12 protein-coding genes are annotated in these 17044 nt (G+C 67.1%); 6 read left to right on the plus strand and 6 right to left on the minus strand.

Annotated elements, in window-relative coordinates:
- Positions 1 to 59: 59 nt before the first annotated feature.
- The 6 genes from AC5P7E_RS11005 to gmk all read right to left on the minus strand — a co-directional run bounded on the left by AC5P7E_RS11005 (position 60) and on the right by gmk (position 7388).
- Positions 60 to 998, minus strand: a complete 939-nt coding sequence (locus tag AC5P7E_RS11005; protein WP_005410872.1) for a nucleoside hydrolase — start codon at positions 996 to 998, stop codon at positions 60 to 62.
- Between the two features lie 392 nt (positions 999 to 1390).
- Positions 1391 to 3502: an ATP-dependent DNA helicase RecG gene (recG, locus tag AC5P7E_RS11010; RefSeq protein WP_005410874.1), complete on the minus strand. Its 2112-nt coding sequence runs from the start codon at positions 3500 to 3502 to the stop codon at positions 1391 to 1393.
- A gap of 7 nt (positions 3503 to 3509) precedes the next feature.
- Positions 3510 to 3896 carry a RidA family protein gene (locus tag AC5P7E_RS11015; RefSeq protein ID WP_005410875.1) on the minus strand — a complete coding sequence of 129 codons (387 nt, stop codon included), beginning with the start codon at positions 3894 to 3896 and terminating at the stop codon, positions 3510 to 3512.
- Positions 3897 to 4044: 148 nt separating this feature from the next.
- A complete protein-coding gene (locus AC5P7E_RS11020) occupies positions 4045 to 6207 on the minus strand; it encodes a RelA/SpoT family protein (RefSeq protein WP_005410876.1) in 2163 nt (720 codons plus the stop codon).
- Between the two features lie 105 nt (positions 6208 to 6312).
- Positions 6313 to 6612, minus strand: coding sequence for a DNA-directed RNA polymerase subunit omega (gene rpoZ / locus AC5P7E_RS11025; RefSeq protein WP_005410877.1), 300 nt, complete (start codon positions 6610 to 6612; stop codon positions 6313 to 6315).
- A gap of 110 nt (positions 6613 to 6722) precedes the next feature.
- Positions 6723 to 7388 (minus strand): guanylate kinase, encoded by a 666-nt coding sequence (gmk, locus tag AC5P7E_RS11030; protein WP_005410878.1) that lies wholly within the window; start codon positions 7386 to 7388, stop codon positions 6723 to 6725.
- A gap of 290 nt (positions 7389 to 7678) precedes the next feature.
- Here gmk and fdnG point away from each other — a divergent pair, with 290 nt between their 5' ends.
- The 6 genes from fdnG to selB all read left to right on the plus strand — a co-directional run bounded on the left by fdnG (position 7679) and on the right by selB (position 17028).
- A complete protein-coding gene (gene fdnG, locus AC5P7E_RS11035; RefSeq protein ID WP_146200850.1) occupies positions 7679 to 10747 on the plus strand; it encodes a formate dehydrogenase-N subunit alpha in 3069 nt (1022 codons plus the stop codon).
- 10 nt (positions 10748 to 10757) lie between these two features.
- Positions 10758 to 11675, plus strand: coding sequence for a formate dehydrogenase subunit beta (gene fdxH, locus AC5P7E_RS11040; protein ID WP_005410881.1), 918 nt, complete (start codon positions 10758 to 10760; stop codon positions 11673 to 11675).
- The gene (locus AC5P7E_RS11045) at positions 11672 to 12319 is read left to right on the plus strand and encodes a formate dehydrogenase subunit gamma (RefSeq protein ID WP_005410882.1); all 648 of its coding nucleotides are present in this window, start codon (positions 11672 to 11674) and stop codon (positions 12317 to 12319) included. Before fdxH ends, AC5P7E_RS11045 begins: the two co-directional genes overlap by 4 nt.
- A gap of 368 nt (positions 12320 to 12687) precedes the next feature.
- On the plus strand, positions 12688 to 13671 hold the full coding sequence (fdhE, locus tag AC5P7E_RS11050) for a formate dehydrogenase accessory protein FdhE (RefSeq protein WP_087802384.1): 984 nt from the start codon (positions 12688 to 12690) through the stop codon (positions 13669 to 13671).
- A 4-nt stretch (positions 13672 to 13675) separates the two neighbouring features.
- Positions 13676 to 15100, plus strand: a complete 1425-nt coding sequence (gene selA / locus AC5P7E_RS11055; protein ID WP_114618183.1) for an L-seryl-tRNA(Sec) selenium transferase — start codon at positions 13676 to 13678, stop codon at positions 15098 to 15100.
- Entirely contained in the window at positions 15097 to 17028 is a 1932-nt protein-coding gene (gene selB / locus AC5P7E_RS11060) for a selenocysteine-specific translation elongation factor (protein WP_114618298.1), read from the plus strand. The genes selA and selB overlap by 4 nt, the downstream gene beginning before the upstream one ends.
- The last annotated feature ends 16 nt before the right edge of the window (positions 17029 to 17044 follow it).

Here is a 17044-nt window from a genome sequence, read left to right on the forward strand (position 1 = left end):
AAGAGCGGCATTATAAGCACCGGTTGCCGCCCGGGGCAACCGGTGCCGGTCAATCGACGTCAGTCCGCACCCAGGGCCTGGCGCACCAGGGCCTCGAAACGCTGCTGGTCGTAGGCCATCAGCAGATCGCAGTTGTCCGGCTGGCCGGTCTGGCGGTTCCAATCGACGATGGTGGCGCCGCGGCTGAACGTGCCGTTCAGCTCCACGTTCAGCGGGCGCGACTCGACCCGCAGCTGCCCTTCGGGGTTCAGCGCCCAGGCCATGGCCACCGCATCGGCGGTGTACCAGCGCCCGCCCTTGCTGTCTTCGGACAGGCCACGGGTCTTGCGCGAGATCAGTTCGTAGAAGCGGGCGCGATCGGAATCGGCCTGCAGCCACTTCTCGGCGTCCTGCAGCGGCAAGCCATGGGCGACGGTGGCCTCCCAGTCCGACACCAGCAGGTGCTTGAACGAGGTGAACACCACGTGCGCCGCTTCCGGGTCGAACGCAATGTTGAATTCGGCCGCCGGGGTAATGTTGCCGTGGCAGGTGACCGCGCCGCCCATCACCACGATGCGCTTGATGCGCTCGGGCAGGGTCGGGTCCAGCTTCAGTGCCAGGGCAAGGTTGGTCAGCGGGCCGAGCATCACCAGCATCAGTTCGCCGGCGTGCTCATGCGACAGGCGCAGGATGGCCAGTGCAGCGTGCTCGGCTTCAGCCTGGCGGCTCGGCGGCGGCAGGTCCACGTCGCCGTAGCCGTCACGGCCATGCACGTGGGCAGCGTCAACGGAGGGATGCAGCAGCGGATCCGGGCTACCGGCAAACACCGGTACGTCGGTGCGGCCGACGATGTCGCAGAGCTTGAGGGCGTTGCGGACGGTGTACTGCAGGCCGACGTTGCCGGCGGCGATGGTCAGGGCGACCACGTCATGCCGTTCGTCGGCAAAGGCCATCAGCAGGGCCAGGGCGTCGTCCACACCGGGGTCGGTGTCGATCAACAGGGGGATCTTGTGGGTCATCGTTGCCGTCTTCAGATCGGCAACGAAGTGTGGACCGGGATGATGACCGTTGCAAGTACGGGGGGTGGGGTTCGGCAGGGCTGCGCCCTGCACCCGCCGAATCAACGGCAAACGCCAGAGCAACGGCAAAAGCGGGTTTCCTGGGGGATGGCGGGGTGGATCCGGTTGCGGGGGACGCTGCAAGTACGTCCATGTAAGCTCGGTCGCCGCATCCATGCGGCTCACGCCCCCGCAACCGGATCCACCCCGCCTTCGACAGATTTCCGCGGCTGTTGGTGGGTGTCGACCTTGGTCGACACATCCATGCAATGCGTGGATGAACATGGAGTAGATCCACGCCACGCGTGGATGCGTGGATGCGTGGACCAAGGTCCACACCCATCAAGGTGGCGCTACGCCGAGGCGTAACGCACGGCGGTGCCGATCCAGCGCTGCACCACACGATCGGCCAGCGCGGGTTGCTGGTCCAGCAGGCGCTCGGCCAGGTCATGCACGCCGGGCAGCAGGCCGGCGTCACGGGCCAGGTCGGCGATGCGGAAACCGGCCAGGCCGGTCTGCCGCGTACCCAGCAGTTCGCCGGGGCCGCGCAGTTCCAGATCCTTCTCGGCAATGACGAAACCATCGTTGGTTTCGCGCATGGTCTGCAGGCGCTCGCGTGCCATCTGCGAGAGCGGTGCCTGGTACAGCAGCACGCAGCGCGATACCGCAGAACCACGGCCGACGCGGCCGCGCAGCTGGTGCAGCTGGGCCAGGCCCAGGCGCTCGGCGTTCTCGATCACCATCAGCGAGGCGTTCGGCACATCCACGCCCACTTCAATCACCGTGGTCGCCACCAGCAGGTCGATGTCGCCGGCCTTGAACGCCACCATCGTCGCCAGCTTTTCGGCGGCTTTCAGGCGACCATGCACCAGCCCCACGCGCACGCCCGGCAACAGCGCCTGCAGCGATTCGTAGGTGGCCTGCGCCGGGGTGGCATCCAGTTCTTCGCTTTCCTCGATGAGGGTGCACACCCAGTACACCTGCCGCCCTTCCTGGCAGGCCAGTGCGATGCGCTCGATCAGCTCGGGACGACGATCGTTGTTGAGCGCGACGGTCTGCACCGGGGTACGGCCCGGCGGCAGTTCGTCGATGGCCGACACATCCAGGTCCGCGTATTCGGACATCGCCAGCGTGCGCGGAATCGGCGTGGCGGTCATCACCAGCTGGTGTGGCACGCTGTTGCCGCCCGCGCCCTTGTCGCGCAGCGCCAAGCGCTGGTGCACGCCGAAGCGGTGCTGCTCGTCGACGATGGCGAGCGCCAGATCCTGGAACACCACCGCCTCCTGCATCAGCGCGTGGGTACCGACCACCACCTGCGCTTCGCCGCTGGCGACCTGCTCCATCACCTTGGCGCGCGCCTTGCCGGTGACTTTGCCGGCCAGCCAGGCGATGCGCACACCGAGCGGTTCCAGCCAGCCGCGCAGGTTGTTGAGATGCTGTTCGGCCAGCAGTTCGGTGGGCGCAGCCAATGCAACCTGCTTGCCCTGCTCCACCGCCAGCATCGCCGCCAGCGCGGCGACCACGGTCTTGCCGGAGCCCACATCGCCCTGCACCAGCCGCAGCATCGGGCTGGGCCGCGCGAGGTCCTCGCGGATCTGCTTGAACACGCGCGCCTGTGCGCCGGTCAGGGCGAACGGCAGCTGCTTCAGCAGCGCCTTGGCCAGTTTGCCGGGGCCGGCCAGCGGCGGCGCATGGTGCGCCTGCAACGCGATGCGCTGGCGACGCAGGCTGAGGTGGTGGGCCAGCAGCTCTTCCATCGCCAGGCGGCGCTGCGCCGGGTGGGTGCCGGCGGCCAGCGCGGCCAGATCGGCATCTGGTGGCGGCCGGTGCACGGTCAGCAGCGCGCTGCGCAGTGACGGCAGGCCGAGGCCATCGAGCCAGCCGCTGGGCAGCAGTTCCAGCGCGCTTTCCTCGGGCAGGCGGTCCAGCGCCTGGCCGATCAGCTTGCGCATGGTCATCGGACCGACGCCTTCGACGGTGGGATACACCGGGTCGAGGCGGTCGCCGAGTTCGGGATCGTCGTTGCGGCCCAGCACCTGGTAGCTGGGGTGGACGATTTCCAGGCCGAGCTGGCCCGGTTTGGGCGTGCCGAAGCAGCGCAGCCGGTTGCCGACCGCGAACTGGCCGACCTGCTGCTGGCGGAAGTGGAAGAAGCGCAGCACCAAAGTGCCCCGCCCTTCGTCTTCCACCGCCACTTTCAGCATCGGCCGGTAGCGCATGCCGCGCTCGACCGCGACCACCCGCCCTTCCACCTGCGCCGGTACGCCGTTGCGCAGGTCTTCGATGCGGGTCAGCCGGGTCCGGTCTTCATAGCGCAGCGGCAGATGAAGCCAGAGATCCTGCAGGGTGGCCAGGCCACGCGCCTGCAGTTTGGCGGCCACGGCCGGACCGACGCCCGCGAGCATCGCCAGGGATGCTTCGCCGGACGGTGACAGGACCGGGGTGACCGCCGCCTTGCGTGCCACGTGGCGGTCAGTCGATGACCATCACCGCGTCGACCTCGAAGTTGGCGCCCTTCGGCAGGCCGGACACTTCGATGGTGGAACGGGCCGGGTACGGGGCCTGGAAGTAGTCCTGCATGACCGCGTTGACCTTGGCGAACTCGCCCAGATCGGTCAGGTACAGGCCCAGACGCACGACCTTGTCCAGCGAGCCGCCAGCGGCTTCGGCCACGGCCTTGAGGTTGTCGAAGGCGCGGCGGGCCTGTGCTTCGACGTCGCCGGCGCCGACGATGTCGCCGGTGGCCGGGTCGAGCGGGATCTGGCCGGAGAAGTACACGGTGTTGCCGGCGCGCACGGCCTGCGAGTACGGGCCGATGGCGGCGGGGGCCTTTTCGGTGTTGATGATCTGGCGGGACATGGGTCGCTCCGGTGCTTGGGGGAAAACAGAGCGGTGATTGTACCGGGTGGGCGCGGCATCGGCTGGGGGTCGGATCCGTTTCCCGGCGGGAAACGGATCCGACCCCGTACGTCGTGTGCGCGGAACGTCATCCACGCATGGCGTGGACCTACTGGCGGCGTACCGACTGCACGACCGACAGACGACGCAGGCGGCGCATCACTTCGGCCAGGTGGTTGCGGTCGCGTACCTGGATGTTGAACGCCAGCACGGCGGCGTTGAAGTCGCGGTCCAGGTAGTCCACGCGCTCGATGTTGGAATGGCTCTGGGCGATGGCGGCGGCCAGCTGCGCCAGCACGCCGGTGCCGTTCTCCACTTCCACCACCAGCGAAGTGTCGTAGTCGCCGGAGACGGTGGTGTCCCAGCCGATCGGCACCCAGCGCTCGGGCGACTTGCGCAGCTCGGCCAGGTTCGGGCAGTCCATGCGGTGCACCACGATGCCCTTGCCGGCGGTGTGGTAGCCCATGATCTCGTCACCGGGAATCGGCTGGCAGCAGCCGGCGAAGGTGACCACGCCGCGCTCGCTGCCGTTGATCAGGATCTTTTCCTGCGAATGGTGGCGCGAATGCGGGCCGCCACGCAGTTCGGCGTAGGCCATCAGCGCCTGCGCGGCCTGGGTCGGCATCCAGTTGCCCAGCGCGACCTCGGCCAGCAGCGCCTCCAGGCGCGGGAAACGATGCTCGGCCAGGAACGCATCCAGGCGCCCCTTCGGCAGCCGTTCCAGCGACGAATCCATCGCCTCCAACGCACGGTCGAGCATGCGGTGGCCCAGCTGCACGGCATCTTCGTGTTCCAGCTGCTTGAGCTGGTGGCGGATGGCAGTGCGCGCCTTGCTGGTAACCACGAATTCCAGCCACTGCGGTTTCGGCGTGGCCGAGCGTGCGGTGATGATCTCCACCGACTGCCCCGACACCAGCTTGGTGCGCAGTGGCACCAGTTTCTTGTCCACGCGCGAGGCCACCGCCATGTTGCCGACATCGGTATGCACGGCGTAGGCGAAATCGAGCGCGGTGGAATTGCGCGGCAGGGCCAGGATCTTGCCCTTCGGCGTGAACAGGTAGACCTCGTCCGGGAACAGGTCGACCTTGACGTTGTCGAGGAACTCCAGCGAGGAGCCGGCAGCGCGCTGCGAGTCGATCAGCTCGACGATCCAGGCGTGGGCACGGCTCTGCGCGCTGTTGGGCGAATCGCCACCAAACTTGTAGGTCCAGTGCGCGGCCACGCCGCGCTCGGCGATCAGGTCCATTTCCTCGGTACGGATCTGCACTTCGATCGGCGAGCCATACGGCCCGAACAGCACGGTGTGCAGCGACTGGTAGCCGTTGGCCTTGGGAATGGCGATGAAGTCGCGGAAGCGGCCATCCAGCGGTTTGAAGGTGGCATGCACCGAACCCAGCGCGTGGTAACAGCTGGGCACGCTACGCACGACCAGGCGGAAGCCGAACACGTCCATCACCTGGTCGAAGGATTTGTTCTCGTCGCGCATCTTGTTGTAGATGCTCCACGGGGTCTTGATGCGGCTGATCAGCCGATGCTCGATCCCCTCCTTGGCCAGGCGCTGCGACAGCTGCACTTCCACCTGCGCCATCGCCTCGCGGCGCACCACCGGCTGGCTGCGGATGTGTTTTTCAATGATGGCGTGGCGCCACGGGTAGAGCGCCTTGAAGCCGAGGTTCTGCAGCTCGCTCTTGACCAGGCTCATGCCCAGGCGCTGGGCGATGGGTGCGTAGATCTCCAGCGTCTCGCGGGCGATGCGGCCGCGCGCTTCGCGGCTCTGCGCGCCCAGCGTGCGCATGTTGTGCAGGCGGTCGGCCAGCTTGATCATGATCACGCGGAGGTCGCGCGACATCGCCAGCAGCATCTTGCGGAAGCTCTCGGCGGCCGCTTCCTGGCGGTCGCGGAACTTCAGCTTGTCCAGCTTGGTCACGCCGTCGACCAGTTCGGCCACGGCTTCGCCGAACTCGGCAGCCAGCGCCTCGCGGGTGAGCGGAGTGTCTTCGATAGTGTCGTGCAGGATCGCGGCGATCAGCGCTTCCACGTCCAGGCCGAGCTCGGCCAGCACCTGGGCCACGGCCACCGGATGGGTGATATAGGGCTCGCCCGACTTGCGCGTCTGCCCAGCGTGCGCGGAGGCACCGACTTCCCAGGCACGGCGCAGCAGCGGCAGCTGTTCCGGCGGCAGGTAATGGGCGGCGCGTTCAAGCTGGAGGACGTAGTCGGGTACGGCGGCAGCGGGGGCTGCGGCGACCTTGGCAGTGGGGCCTGGGTTCATGCCCGAAGCCTATTCCAGCGCGACGTTTACGGCAAATCCTGAATGCGAAACAGCCCGCACGGGGCGGGCTGTTCGGCGATCCAGCAATGACGTTGATCGATGCGATCAATCGTCGTTCTTGGACATGTCTTCGTCGGCGACCACTTCGGCGGCAGCCCACTCCAGCGCTTCGCGCTCGGCGCGCTCACGCTCGGCCTTCTCGACTTCGTCGATCAGCGCGTTGTCGATCTTGCGGGCGGCGATTTCGCGCAGCGCCAGCACGGTCGGCTTGTCCTCGGTCTCGCTGTTGTCCAGCGTGGCCTGCACGCCGTTGGCGAGCTGGCGGGCACGCTTGGAAGCCATCATGACCAGTTCGAAACGGTTGTTAACGACTTCCAGGCAATCTTCTACGGTGATGCGGGCCATACGGGCTCCCGGCGACCGGTCGGCCGCTCAGTCGAATGAGGGAAAGGGGACGGAGTGTACTGGCAGGGGCTGGACAAAATCAAGCCAACCCCCACCCGATTCTTTTGGAATCAGTCAGTTGCACCCGGATCGGGGGTCAGCAGGGCCTGGATGAGGCCGGCGTGGCGGACCTTCTGGGCCTCCCGGCGCAGGCGGCTGGCGGTGAAGATGGCGCACAGCTCGTCCACCGCAGTGTCGAACACCTCGTTGACGATGACGTAGTCGAACTCGTTGAAGTGCAGCATTTCATCGCGGGCCGCGCCCAGGCGCTGGGCGATGACCGCCTCGCTGTCCTGGCCGCGCTTGCGCATGCGGTCCTGCAGGGCCTGCTTGGATGGCGGCAGGATGAACACGGTAACCGTGCCCGGCACCAGCTGGCGCACCTGCTGCGCGCCCTGCCAGTCGATCTCCAGCAGTACGTCCTGGCCGGCGGCCAGCTGCGGCTCCACCGACTGGCGGGCAGTGCCCTTCCAGTCGCCGTGCACCCAGGCGTGTTCGAAGAAGTCGCCGGCGGCGATCATTTGCTCGAACTTCTCCGCAGAGACGAAATGGTAGTGCTGGCCGTTCACTTCACCCGGGCGCATCGCGCGCGAGGTGAAGGAGATCGAGAGGGCGATCTGCGGGTCACGCGCCAGGGTGGCATTGACGATGCTGCTCTTGCCGGCACCGGACGGGGCGGCAACGATGTACAGCGTGCCGCGCGCAACGGCGTCCGACGGCTTCGACGGGGCGCTCATGCGGGGGATCCAACGGGTTGATTTCGCAAAATTTTTCCTCGGTGTTCCAGATCCGGCGCGGAGGATCGCGCCAGGACGGCGGGGGCTGCGCGGAACATCCTGGAACCAGGCCCGGCAGACGCTTTCCCCGGGGGCGGGCACGCAACTTTACCAGAGCGGCCCCGTTGCGCGCCCGTCTGGCGGGCGCCGGGCCTTGTGCCACATGGGCGTACGGGGGCCTGTGCTATAACCGGGCCGTACCCAACGACAGCCCGGAGGCCTGCGCCTCCCCGCCATCCCAGGAGAACGGCATGCCATCGATGAGCCGCCGCCAGTTCCTGAAAGTGACCGGGACAACCCTGGTCGGCTCCAGCCTGGCATTGATGGGCTTCGCGCCCGGCATCGCGCTCGCGGAGGTCAGGCAGTACAAGCTGACCCGCGCGACCGAGACCCGCAACACCTGTACCTACTGTTCGGTGGCCTGCGGCATCCTGATGTACAGCCTCGGCGATGGTGCCAAGAACGCCGAGCCGAGCATCTTCCATATCGAAGGCGACCCGGACCATCCGGTGAACCGCGGCACGCTGTGCCCGAAGGGCGCCGGCCTGGCCGACATCATCCACAGCAAGTCGCGCCTGCTCTACCCCGAGTACCGCGCGCCGGGCTCGAACGAGTGGAAGCGGCTGAGCTGGGACGATGCGCTGGACCGCATCGCGCGGCTGATGAAGGAAGACCGCGATGCCAACTTCGTGCAGAAGAACGAGGCCGGGCAGACGGTCAACCGCTGGCTGACCACCGGCATGCTGGCGGCCTCGGCCACCAGCAATGAAACCGCGGTGCTGACCCACAAGGTCGTGCGCTCCCTTGGCATGCTGGCATTCGACAACCAGGCACGTGTCTGACACGGCCCGACGGTGGCAGGTCTTGCCCCGACGCTAGGCCGTGGTGCGATGACGAATCACTGGGTCGACATCAAGAATGCCGACCTGATCCTGATCATGGGTGGCAATGCCGCCGAGGCGCACCCGTGCGGGTTCAAATGGGTGACCGAGGCCAAGGCACACAACAAGGCACGCCTGATCGTGGTCGATCCGCGCTTCAACCGCTCGGCCGCGGTGGCCGACGTGTACGCGCCGATCCGCACCGGTACCGACATCGTGTTCCTGGGGGGCCTGATCAACTACCTGTTGACCGAGGACCGCATCCAGCACGAGTACGTGCTGAACTACACCGACATGTCGTTCCTGGTGAAGGACGAGTTCGCCTTCAAGGACGGCCTGTACTCGGGCTACAACGCAGAAAAGCGCAGCTACGACCGCTCCAGCTGGGACTACGCCTACGGTGACGACGGCTTCGTGCGCAGCGACCCGACGCTGAAGGACCCGCGCTGCGTCTACAACCTGCTCAAGCAGCACTATGCGCGCTACACGGTGGAGATGGTCGAACGCATCTGCGGCACTCCGGCCGACAGCATCCGCCAGATCTGGGACATGATCGCGTCCACCGCCGGCAAGGACAAGGCGATGACCATCCTGTACGCGCTGGGCTGGACGCAGCACTCGATCGGCGCGCAGAACGTGCGTGCCGGCACCATGGTGCAGCTGCTGCTGGGCAACATCGGCGTGGCCGGTGGCGGCATGAACGCCTTGCGCGGGCATTCCAACATCCAGGGCCTGACCGACATCGGCCTGATGTCCGACCTGCTGCCCGGCTACCTGACCCTGCCGAAACAGGACGAGCAGGACTACGAGGCCTACATCGCCAAGCGCACGCAGAAGCCGCTGCGCGCCAACCAGATGTCGTTCTGGCAGAACTACCCGAAGTTCCACGTCAGCCTGATGAAATCGTGGTGGGGCGACGCCGCCACCGCCGACAACAACTGGTGTTTCGATTACCTGCCCAAGCTCGACAAGCCGTACGACATGCTGCAGGCGTACGAGCTGATGAACGAAGGCAAGATCCACGGCTACATCTGCCAAGGCTTCAATCCGCTGGCCTCGGCGCCGAACAAGGGCAAGCTGATCAGCGCGTTCTCCAAGCTGAAGTTCATGGTCAGCATGGACCCGCTGGAAACCGAGACCATCGCCTTCTGGCAGAACCACGGTGCGTTGAACGACGTCGACCCGAGCACGATCCAGACCGAAGTATTCCGCCTGCCGACCACCTCCTTCGCCGAGGAGAACGGCGCGGTGGTGAATTCCTCGCGCTGGCTGCAGTGGCACTGGAAGGGTGCCAACCCACCAGGAGAAGCACGCAGCGACATCGAGATCATGTCCGAGCTGTTCCATCGCATCAAAGCGATGTACGAGAAGGACGGCGGTGCGTGGTGGGAGCCGGTGCGCGACCTGGCCTGGAACTACGCCAACCCTGAGGTACCCACGCCCGAAGAACTGGCGATGGAATACAACGGCAAGGCGCTGGCCGACGTGTTCGATCCGAAGGACCCAACCAAGCTGGTGCGCAAGGCCGGCGAGCAGCTGGCCGCATTCGGCGACCTGCGCGACGACGGCAGCACCGCCTCCGGCTGCTGGATCTACATCGGTGCCTGGGGCCCGACCGGCAACATGATGGCGCGGCGTGACAACAGCGACCCCACCGGCATCGGCAACACGCTGGGCTGGGCCTGGGCGTGGCCGGCCAATCGTCGCGTGATGTACAACCGCGCCTCGTGCGACGTCGCCGGAAAGCCATTTGATCCGCGGCGCACGCTGCTGGCGTGGAACGGGAAAAACTGGGGCAGCGTGGACGTGCCCGACTTCAAGGCCGACGAAGATCCCGCCGGCGGAATGGGCCCGTTCATCATGAACCCGGAGGGCATCGCGCGCTTCTTCGCCAAGGCCGGCATGGCCGAAGGCCCGTTCCCTGAGCACTACGAACCGTTCGATACACCGCTGCGCAGCAACCCGCTCAGCCCCGGCCAGGCACTGACGCTGAACAACCCGGCCGCCCGCGTATTCGCCAGCGATCGCGCACAGATCGGTTCGCCGGACGAGTTCCCGCATGTGGCCACCACCTACCGCCTGACCGAGCATTTCCACTTCTGGACCAAGCACGGCAAGTTGAACGCCATCATCCAGCCCGAGCAGTTCGTCGAGATCGGCGCGGCGTTGGCCGACGAGCTGGGCATCAACAACGGCAGCCGCGTGCGGGTCAGTTCCAAACGCGGCCACATCGAAGCGGTCGCCATGGTGACCAAGCGCATCAAGGCCCTGCAGATCGATGGCCGGACCGTGCACCAGGTGGGCGTGCCGATCCACTGGGGTTTCCTCGGTGCGGCCAAGCCCGGATACATCGCCAATACGCTGACCAACGCCATCGGTGACGGCAACTCGCAGACGCCCGAATCGAAGTGCATCCTGGTCAAGGTCGAGAAGGTGTAGGAGACACGCCATGTCACTGCAATCCCTGGACATCATCCGCCGCTCGGCCACCACCACGCCCTCGCCGGAGGCGCGTGGTGCGCACACCGGCCAGGTCGCCAAGCTGATCGATGTGAGCAAGTGCATCGGCTGCAAGGCCTGCCAGGTCGCCTGCATGGAGTGGAACGATCTGCGCGACGAAGTGGGCAGCTGCGTTGGCAGCTACGACAACCCGCCCGACCTGAGCGACCAGTCGTGGACGGTGATGAAGTTCCGCGAGTACGAGGACGAGAAGGGCAAGCTGGAGTGGCTGATCCGCAAGGAAGGCTGCATGCACTGCAGCGATCCGGGCTGCCTGAAGGCCTGTCCGTCGCCCGGCGCGATCATCCAGTACGCCAATGGCATCGTCGACTTCCAGGAAGAGAACTGCATCGGCTGCGGCTACTGCGTGACCGGTTGTCCGTTCGACGTGCCGCGCATCTCCAAGAAGGACCACAAGGCCTACAAGTGCACGCTGTGTTCGGACCGGGTGGCGGTGGGCCAGGAACCGGCCTGCGTGAAGACCTGCCCGACCGGCGCGATTACCTTCGGCAGCAAGCAGGCGATGACCGAGCACGCGGCCGGACGCGTGGAAGACCTGAAATCTCGCGGCTACGAGAACGCCGGCCTGTACGATCCGCAGGGCGTCGGCGGCACCCACGTGATGTACGTGCTGCAGCACGTGGACAAGCCGGAGCTGTATGCCGACCTGCCCAAGGACCCGCGCATCAGCCCGATGGTGGAGGTGTGGAAGGGCGTGGCCAAGCCGCTGGGCGTGCTGGCGATCGCCGCCACCGCCTTCGCCGGCTTCCTGCATTACATCGGCATCGGCCGCAACACGGTCAATGACGAGGAAGAAGAGGAAGCCGAGCACGAGGCGAAGAAGATCGAAGAGGAGCAGCGGCCATGAAGTACGCCCCGCACCCGCGCCAGATCATCCGCTACCGCGCACCGACCCGCATCAACCACTGGATCGTGGCGATCTGCTTCGTGCTGACCGCGCTGTCCGGGCTGGCGCTGTTCCACCCTGCCCTGTTCCCGTTGACCCAGTTGTTCGGTGGCGGACCGTGGACGCGCATCCTGCATCCGTTCATCGGGCTGGCCATGGTGGTGGGCTTTGCGCTGCTGGCGTTCCGCATGTGGCGCGACAATCTGCCGACCGCCGACGATCGCGCATGGATGCGCGGCATGCGCGATGTACTGCGCAACGAGGATGAGAAGCTGCCGCCGGTGGGCCGTTTCAATGCCGGCCAGAAGCTGCTGTTCTGGGCCATCATCGGCTGCCTGTCGGCGCTGCTGCTGACCGGCTTCGTGATCTGGCGGCAGTACTTCAGCCACTTCTTCCCGATCGGGGTGATCCGCTTCTCGGTGCTGGCCCATGCGCTGTTCGGCTGGGTGCTGGTGTGCGCGATCGTGGTGCACATCTATGCGGCGATCTGGATCAAGGGCTCGGTGCGGGCGATGACCCAGGGCAAGGTGACCTATGGGTGGGCGTACAAGCACCACCGGCAGTGGTTCCGGGACATCCTGCGCGGACGTCGGGAAGAGGGTTAGCGGCAGGGCCTGCGGCCCTGCACCCGCTTCAAGCCAAGGCAACAGCAACAGCGGCTATCCGTGGGATTGCGGGGTGGGTCCGGTTGCGGGGGACGCCGTAAACCCGTCCTTGGGGGCTTGGCCGCGGCATCCATGCCGCGGACACCCCCGCAACCGGACCCACTCCGCCTTCGACAGTTTCCCGCTGCTGTCGGAATGGCATGAGCTGCTCTTGGTGGGTGTCGACCTTGGTCGACACGATGAACACGGCAACGACAGAAACCGGATTTTGTGGAGTCGAGCCGTGCTCGACTGCGCTGCCTGGAACATGCTGGACGCGAGCGCCGACAACGGCGAGGATGGAGGCTGGTTCTTCTGGCTGGCCCTGCATGGCGCAACGCATCCTTGAACCCGGTGAGATCGAGACGCTCGCCTCGCGCGATGTGCCGCGCATCATCCTGCCCGATATCGAGTCACTGTTCGCTGAGCGCGCGACGCGCCTGCGCAGCCTGGCCGCGCACAGTGCCATCGGCGGCTACCTGCAGCTGCTGGCGGCGTTGGCCGATGCACAGCAGGCGCTGCTGGATGAGCTGACACCGCAGCAGCGCGAGGCACTGCAGTCGCAGGCGCGCGCGCAGCAGTCGAGTGCGGCGGCCGGTGCCGGCATGCCGTTGCGGCCGGCCAACACGCTTCAGCTGGATGGATGCTGGCGCGACTGGCTGCGCACGCTGTGCCAGCACTGTGCCGACGAAACGGGGCTGCCGCTGGAAACCCGGCAGGAGCTGCAACGCGTCGCCGCGGCCGACGACGCCTGGCTGGATGCGCAGGCGCACGCGGTGCTGGAGCGCGATGACGCGCCGTCGGTGGATGCGGTCGCTGCGCTGCTGGTGATGAACGCACTGCAGGTTTACTGGGCGGTGCTCGCAGCCAGCTTCCGCCCTATCGACCTGAAGCCGCTGGCTGATGCGCCAGGGCTGTGCCCGCTGTGCGGCACGTTGCCGGTGACCAGCGTGGTGCAGGCGCGGCCACCCTATGCGTCCTACCGTTACCTGTCGTGCTCGCTGTGCGCCTGCCAGTGGCACTACGTGCGCGTGCAGTGCAGCCAGTGTGGTGCCGCCGGCAAGGACATCGCCTATCGCGCCCTGGCCGATGTGGACGGCGACAGCGGCGAGGCGGTGCGCGAGAGCGCGGTGCGTGCCGAGACCTGCGACCACTGCCACAGCTACCGCAAGATCCTGTATCTGGAAAAGGACCCGTCACTGGAGCCGGTGGCCGATGACCTCGGCACGCTGGCGCTGGATCTGCTGCTGGCCGAGGAAGGCTATGCGCGTGCCAGCCAGAATCCTCTGCTGTGGCAATCCGACGGCGACTGAGGCGATGACAGCCATGCCCCCCGCCCCGGCATCGGCCGCCGCCCTGCCCTCGCTGGACCGGGTGCTGCGCCTGCCTGCACTGGCGCCACTGATCGAAGGCCACGGTCGAAGCCGCATCACCCAGCTGCTGCGTTCGCACCTGCAGGTGCTGCGTGAGCGTGTCAGCGCCGGCCAGTTGTCGCCCGCGCAGCTGCAGGAAGCGGTCGACGGCCCGGCGCTGGTGGCAGCGGTCGAGGCCGCACTGGTAGCCGATGCACGGCTGGACCTGCAACCGATGTTCAACCTGACCGGCACCGTACTGCATACCAACCTGGGTCGCGCATTGCTGCCCGAGGCCGCGGTGCAGGCAGTCACCCGCGCGATGACCGCGCCGGTCGATCTGGAGTTCGACGTCATCCGTGGCCGTCGCGGCGACCGCGATGCGCGGGTACAGGCACTGATCTGCGAGCTGACCTGTGCCGAAGCCGCCACTGTGGTCAACAACAATGCGGCAGCGGTCCTGCTGCTGCTCAACAGCCTGGCCAACCGCCGTGAGGTGGTGGTGTCGCGCGGCGAGCTGGTGGAGATCGGTGGTGCCTTCCGCATCCCCGATGTGATGCGCAGCGCGGGCGCGCGGCTGCTGGAAGTAGGTACCACCAACCGCACCCATGCGGCCGACTTCACCAACGCCATCGGCGCGCGCACAGCGCTGCTGATGGAGGTGCATGCCAGCAACTACGCGATCACCGGATTCACTGCCAAGGTCGACACCGCGGCGATGGCCACGATCGCGCACGAGCATGGCCTGCCGCTGGTGGTGGACCTGGGCAGTGGCAGCCTGTGCGATCTGGCCACGTTCGGCCTGCCGCACGAACCCACCGTGCAGGAAACGCTGACGGCCGGCGCCGATCTGGTTTCGTTCAGCGGCGACAAGCTGCTGGGTGGTCCGCAGGCCGGCATCATCGCCGGCCGCGCCGACCTGATCGCGCGGATCAACCGCAACCCGCTGAAGCGGGCACTGCGCATGGACAAGATGGGCCTGGCCGCACTGGAAGCGGTGCTGGCCCTGTACCGCGAACCCGAGTTGCTGGCACAGCGGCTGCCGACACTGCGCACGCTCTCGCGCACGCAGGATGACATTGATGCGCAGGCCCAGCGCCTGCTGCAGCCGATGCGTGCCTCGCTGGCGGCGGACTATACCCTCGAGCCTGCTTCGATGCACAGCCAGATCGGCAGCGGCGCCCAGCCACAGGCGCAGCTGGCCAGCGCCGGACTGCGCATTACCAGCGCGCGCCGTGGCGGACTGGATCGCCTGGCCAAGCGCCTGCGTCAGCTGCCGCGACCCGTGCTGGGCCGCATTGCCGATGACGCGCTGTGGCTGGACCTGCGCTGCCTGGAACCCGCCGACGAAGCCGACTTCCTCGCCCAGTGGAGCACGCTGCAGGCATGATCGTCGGCACCGCCGGGCATATCGACCATGGCAAGACCAGCCTGGTGCGGGCACTGACCGGCATCGAAACCGATCGCCTGCAGGAAGAGCGTACGCGTGGTATTTCCATCGAGCTGGGCTATGCCTATGTTCCTGTGGAACGCAGGGACGGCACAGGTCCTGTCGCGACGCTGGGTTTCGTCGACGTGCCGGGCCACGAGCGCTTCGTGCACACGATGGTGGCCGGCGCCACGGGTATCGACGTCGCCCTGCTGGTCATCGCTGCCGACGACGGCGTGATGCCACAGACCCGCGAGCATCTGGCCATCCTGCAGCTGCTGGGCGTGAACCGGGGTGCGGTGGCGCTCACCAAGATCGACCGTGTGGATGCGGCGCGCCTGGCCCGGGTCGAGATCGAGGTCGCTGCCCTGCTGGCCGGCACGCCGCTGCAGGATTCCCCTGTGTTCACCTGCAACAGCACCGCACCCGACGATGCTGGCATCAACGCGCTGCGTACCCAGCTGCACGCGTGGGCGGCGGACGACGCCAGCACGCGCCAGGCCGAACTGCGCAGCGAGCTGTTCCGTATGCCGGTGGACCGCGTGTTCTCGCTGGCCGGTCATGGCACGCTGGTGACCGGTGCAGTGCACGGCGGCATCGCCGCGGTGGGTGAGCATCTGCAACTGATGCCGGCCGCCACTGAAGTGCGCATACGCAGCATCCACGCGCAGAACCAGGCCAGTGACCACGCGATGGCCGGGCAGCGCTGCGCGCTGAACCTGGCGGCCATCGCCCGTGATGACATCCGCCGCGGTGACTGGATCGCCGACGCACGCGCACTGCTGGCCACCACCCGCGTTGATGTGCGGTTGCGGCTGTCCGCGTTGGCCGCACCGTTGCGCGACTGGGCACCGCTGCATATCCACTGGGGCACGATGCACCGGCAGGCCCATGTGGTGCTGCTGGAGGACCATGACCACGGTGATGGGCAGTTGGTGCAGCTGGTGTTCGATGCTCCGGTCTGTGCGATGTGTGGCGATCGCTTCATTGCCCGCGATTCAGCGGCCACCCACACGCTGGGCGGCGGCCTCGTGCTCGATCCGGACCCGCCACAGCGGCGCCGGCGCAGTCCTGCACGGCTCGCATGGCTGGGAGCACTGGAGCAACTGGCCGCGGGTGCGGGAATCGGTCCACTGTTGCAGCAGGCGCCCTTCGGCGTTGCCATGGCCGCGCTGCAGCGCTACTGCCGGCGCGCCGCCGACCGGATCGATCTTCCTGCAGACACGCGACGCATCGTCACCCGCGAAGACACGGTAGTCATCCTTGTGTCGCACTGGCAGGCATTGCGCGAGCAGGTGATCGCCTCACTGCGTGGATGGCATGAGCGACGCCCGGACGAACCCGGTGTCGACAGCGGCCGCCTGCAGCGCAGCACCCTGCCCGCGCTTGCAGCGAGCCTCTGGAATGCGCTGCTGCAGGACCTGCTGGACGACGGCAGCGTGCAACGCGTGGGTGCCTGGTGGCGCCTGCCCGGGCATGACCATGCGCCACCGGAACGCGAGCGTCTGCTGCTGGAACGCGTGCTGCCGCAACTGCACGCCGGTGGCTTCGATCCGCCGTGGGTGCGCACCCTTGCTGCCGAGATCGGCCTGGCCGAAGACGAAGTCCGCGCCGTCCTGCGCCGCGCCGCCGCACGTGGCGAACTGTTCCAGGTGGTGCCGGACCTGTTCTATGCACCGGCGCGCATTGCGGAACTCGCCGCCATCGTCGCGCAGCTGTCACAAGCCAGCGGCACGGTGGATGCGGCGGCCTTCCGCGATGCCATCGGCCTGGGCCGCAAACGCAGCATCCAGATCTTGGAGTTCTTCAATCGCGTTGGCTACACTCGACGCGTCGGTGACCAGCATCGGCCGCGCGGCGACCTGCAGTGGAACGCAGTCCGCGACTGAGCCCACCGGTACCGCC

It is taken from the genome of Stenotrophomonas sp. YJH_SMC_25, assembly GCF_059369595.1.

Bases quoted from the DNA above. Each gene is read 5' to 3' on its own strand.
- AC5P7E_RS11015 (WP_005410875.1), bottom strand. From the start codon at position 3,896: ATGTCCCGCCAGATCATCAACACCGAAAAGGCCCCCGCCGCCATCGGC.
- AC5P7E_RS11020 (WP_005410876.1), bottom strand. From the start codon at position 6,207: ATGAACCCAGGCCCCACTGCCAAGGTCGCCGCAGCCCCCGCTGCCGCC.
- fdhE (WP_087802384.1), top strand. From the start codon at position 12,688: ATGGCGCAACGCATCCTTGAACCCGGTGAGATCGAGACGCTCGCCTCG.
- selA (WP_114618183.1), top strand. From the start codon at position 13,676: ATGACAGCCATGCCCCCCGCCCCGGCATCGGCCGCCGCCCTGCCCTCG.
- fdxH (WP_005410881.1), top strand. From the start codon at position 10,758: ATGTCACTGCAATCCCTGGACATCATCCGCCGCTCGGCCACCACCACG.
- gmk (WP_005410878.1), bottom strand. From the start codon at position 7,388: ATGAGCGCCCCGTCGAAGCCGTCGGACGCCGTTGCGCGCGGCACGCTG.
- AC5P7E_RS11045 (WP_005410882.1), top strand. From the start codon at position 11,672: ATGAAGTACGCCCCGCACCCGCGCCAGATCATCCGCTACCGCGCACCG.
- AC5P7E_RS11005 (WP_005410872.1), bottom strand. From the start codon at position 998: ATGACCCACAAGATCCCCCTGTTGATCGACACCGACCCCGGTGTGGAC.
- rpoZ (WP_005410877.1), bottom strand. From the start codon at position 6,612: ATGGCCCGCATCACCGTAGAAGATTGCCTGGAAGTCGTTAACAACCGT.
- selB (WP_114618298.1), top strand. From the start codon at position 15,097: ATGATCGTCGGCACCGCCGGGCATATCGACCATGGCAAGACCAGCCTG.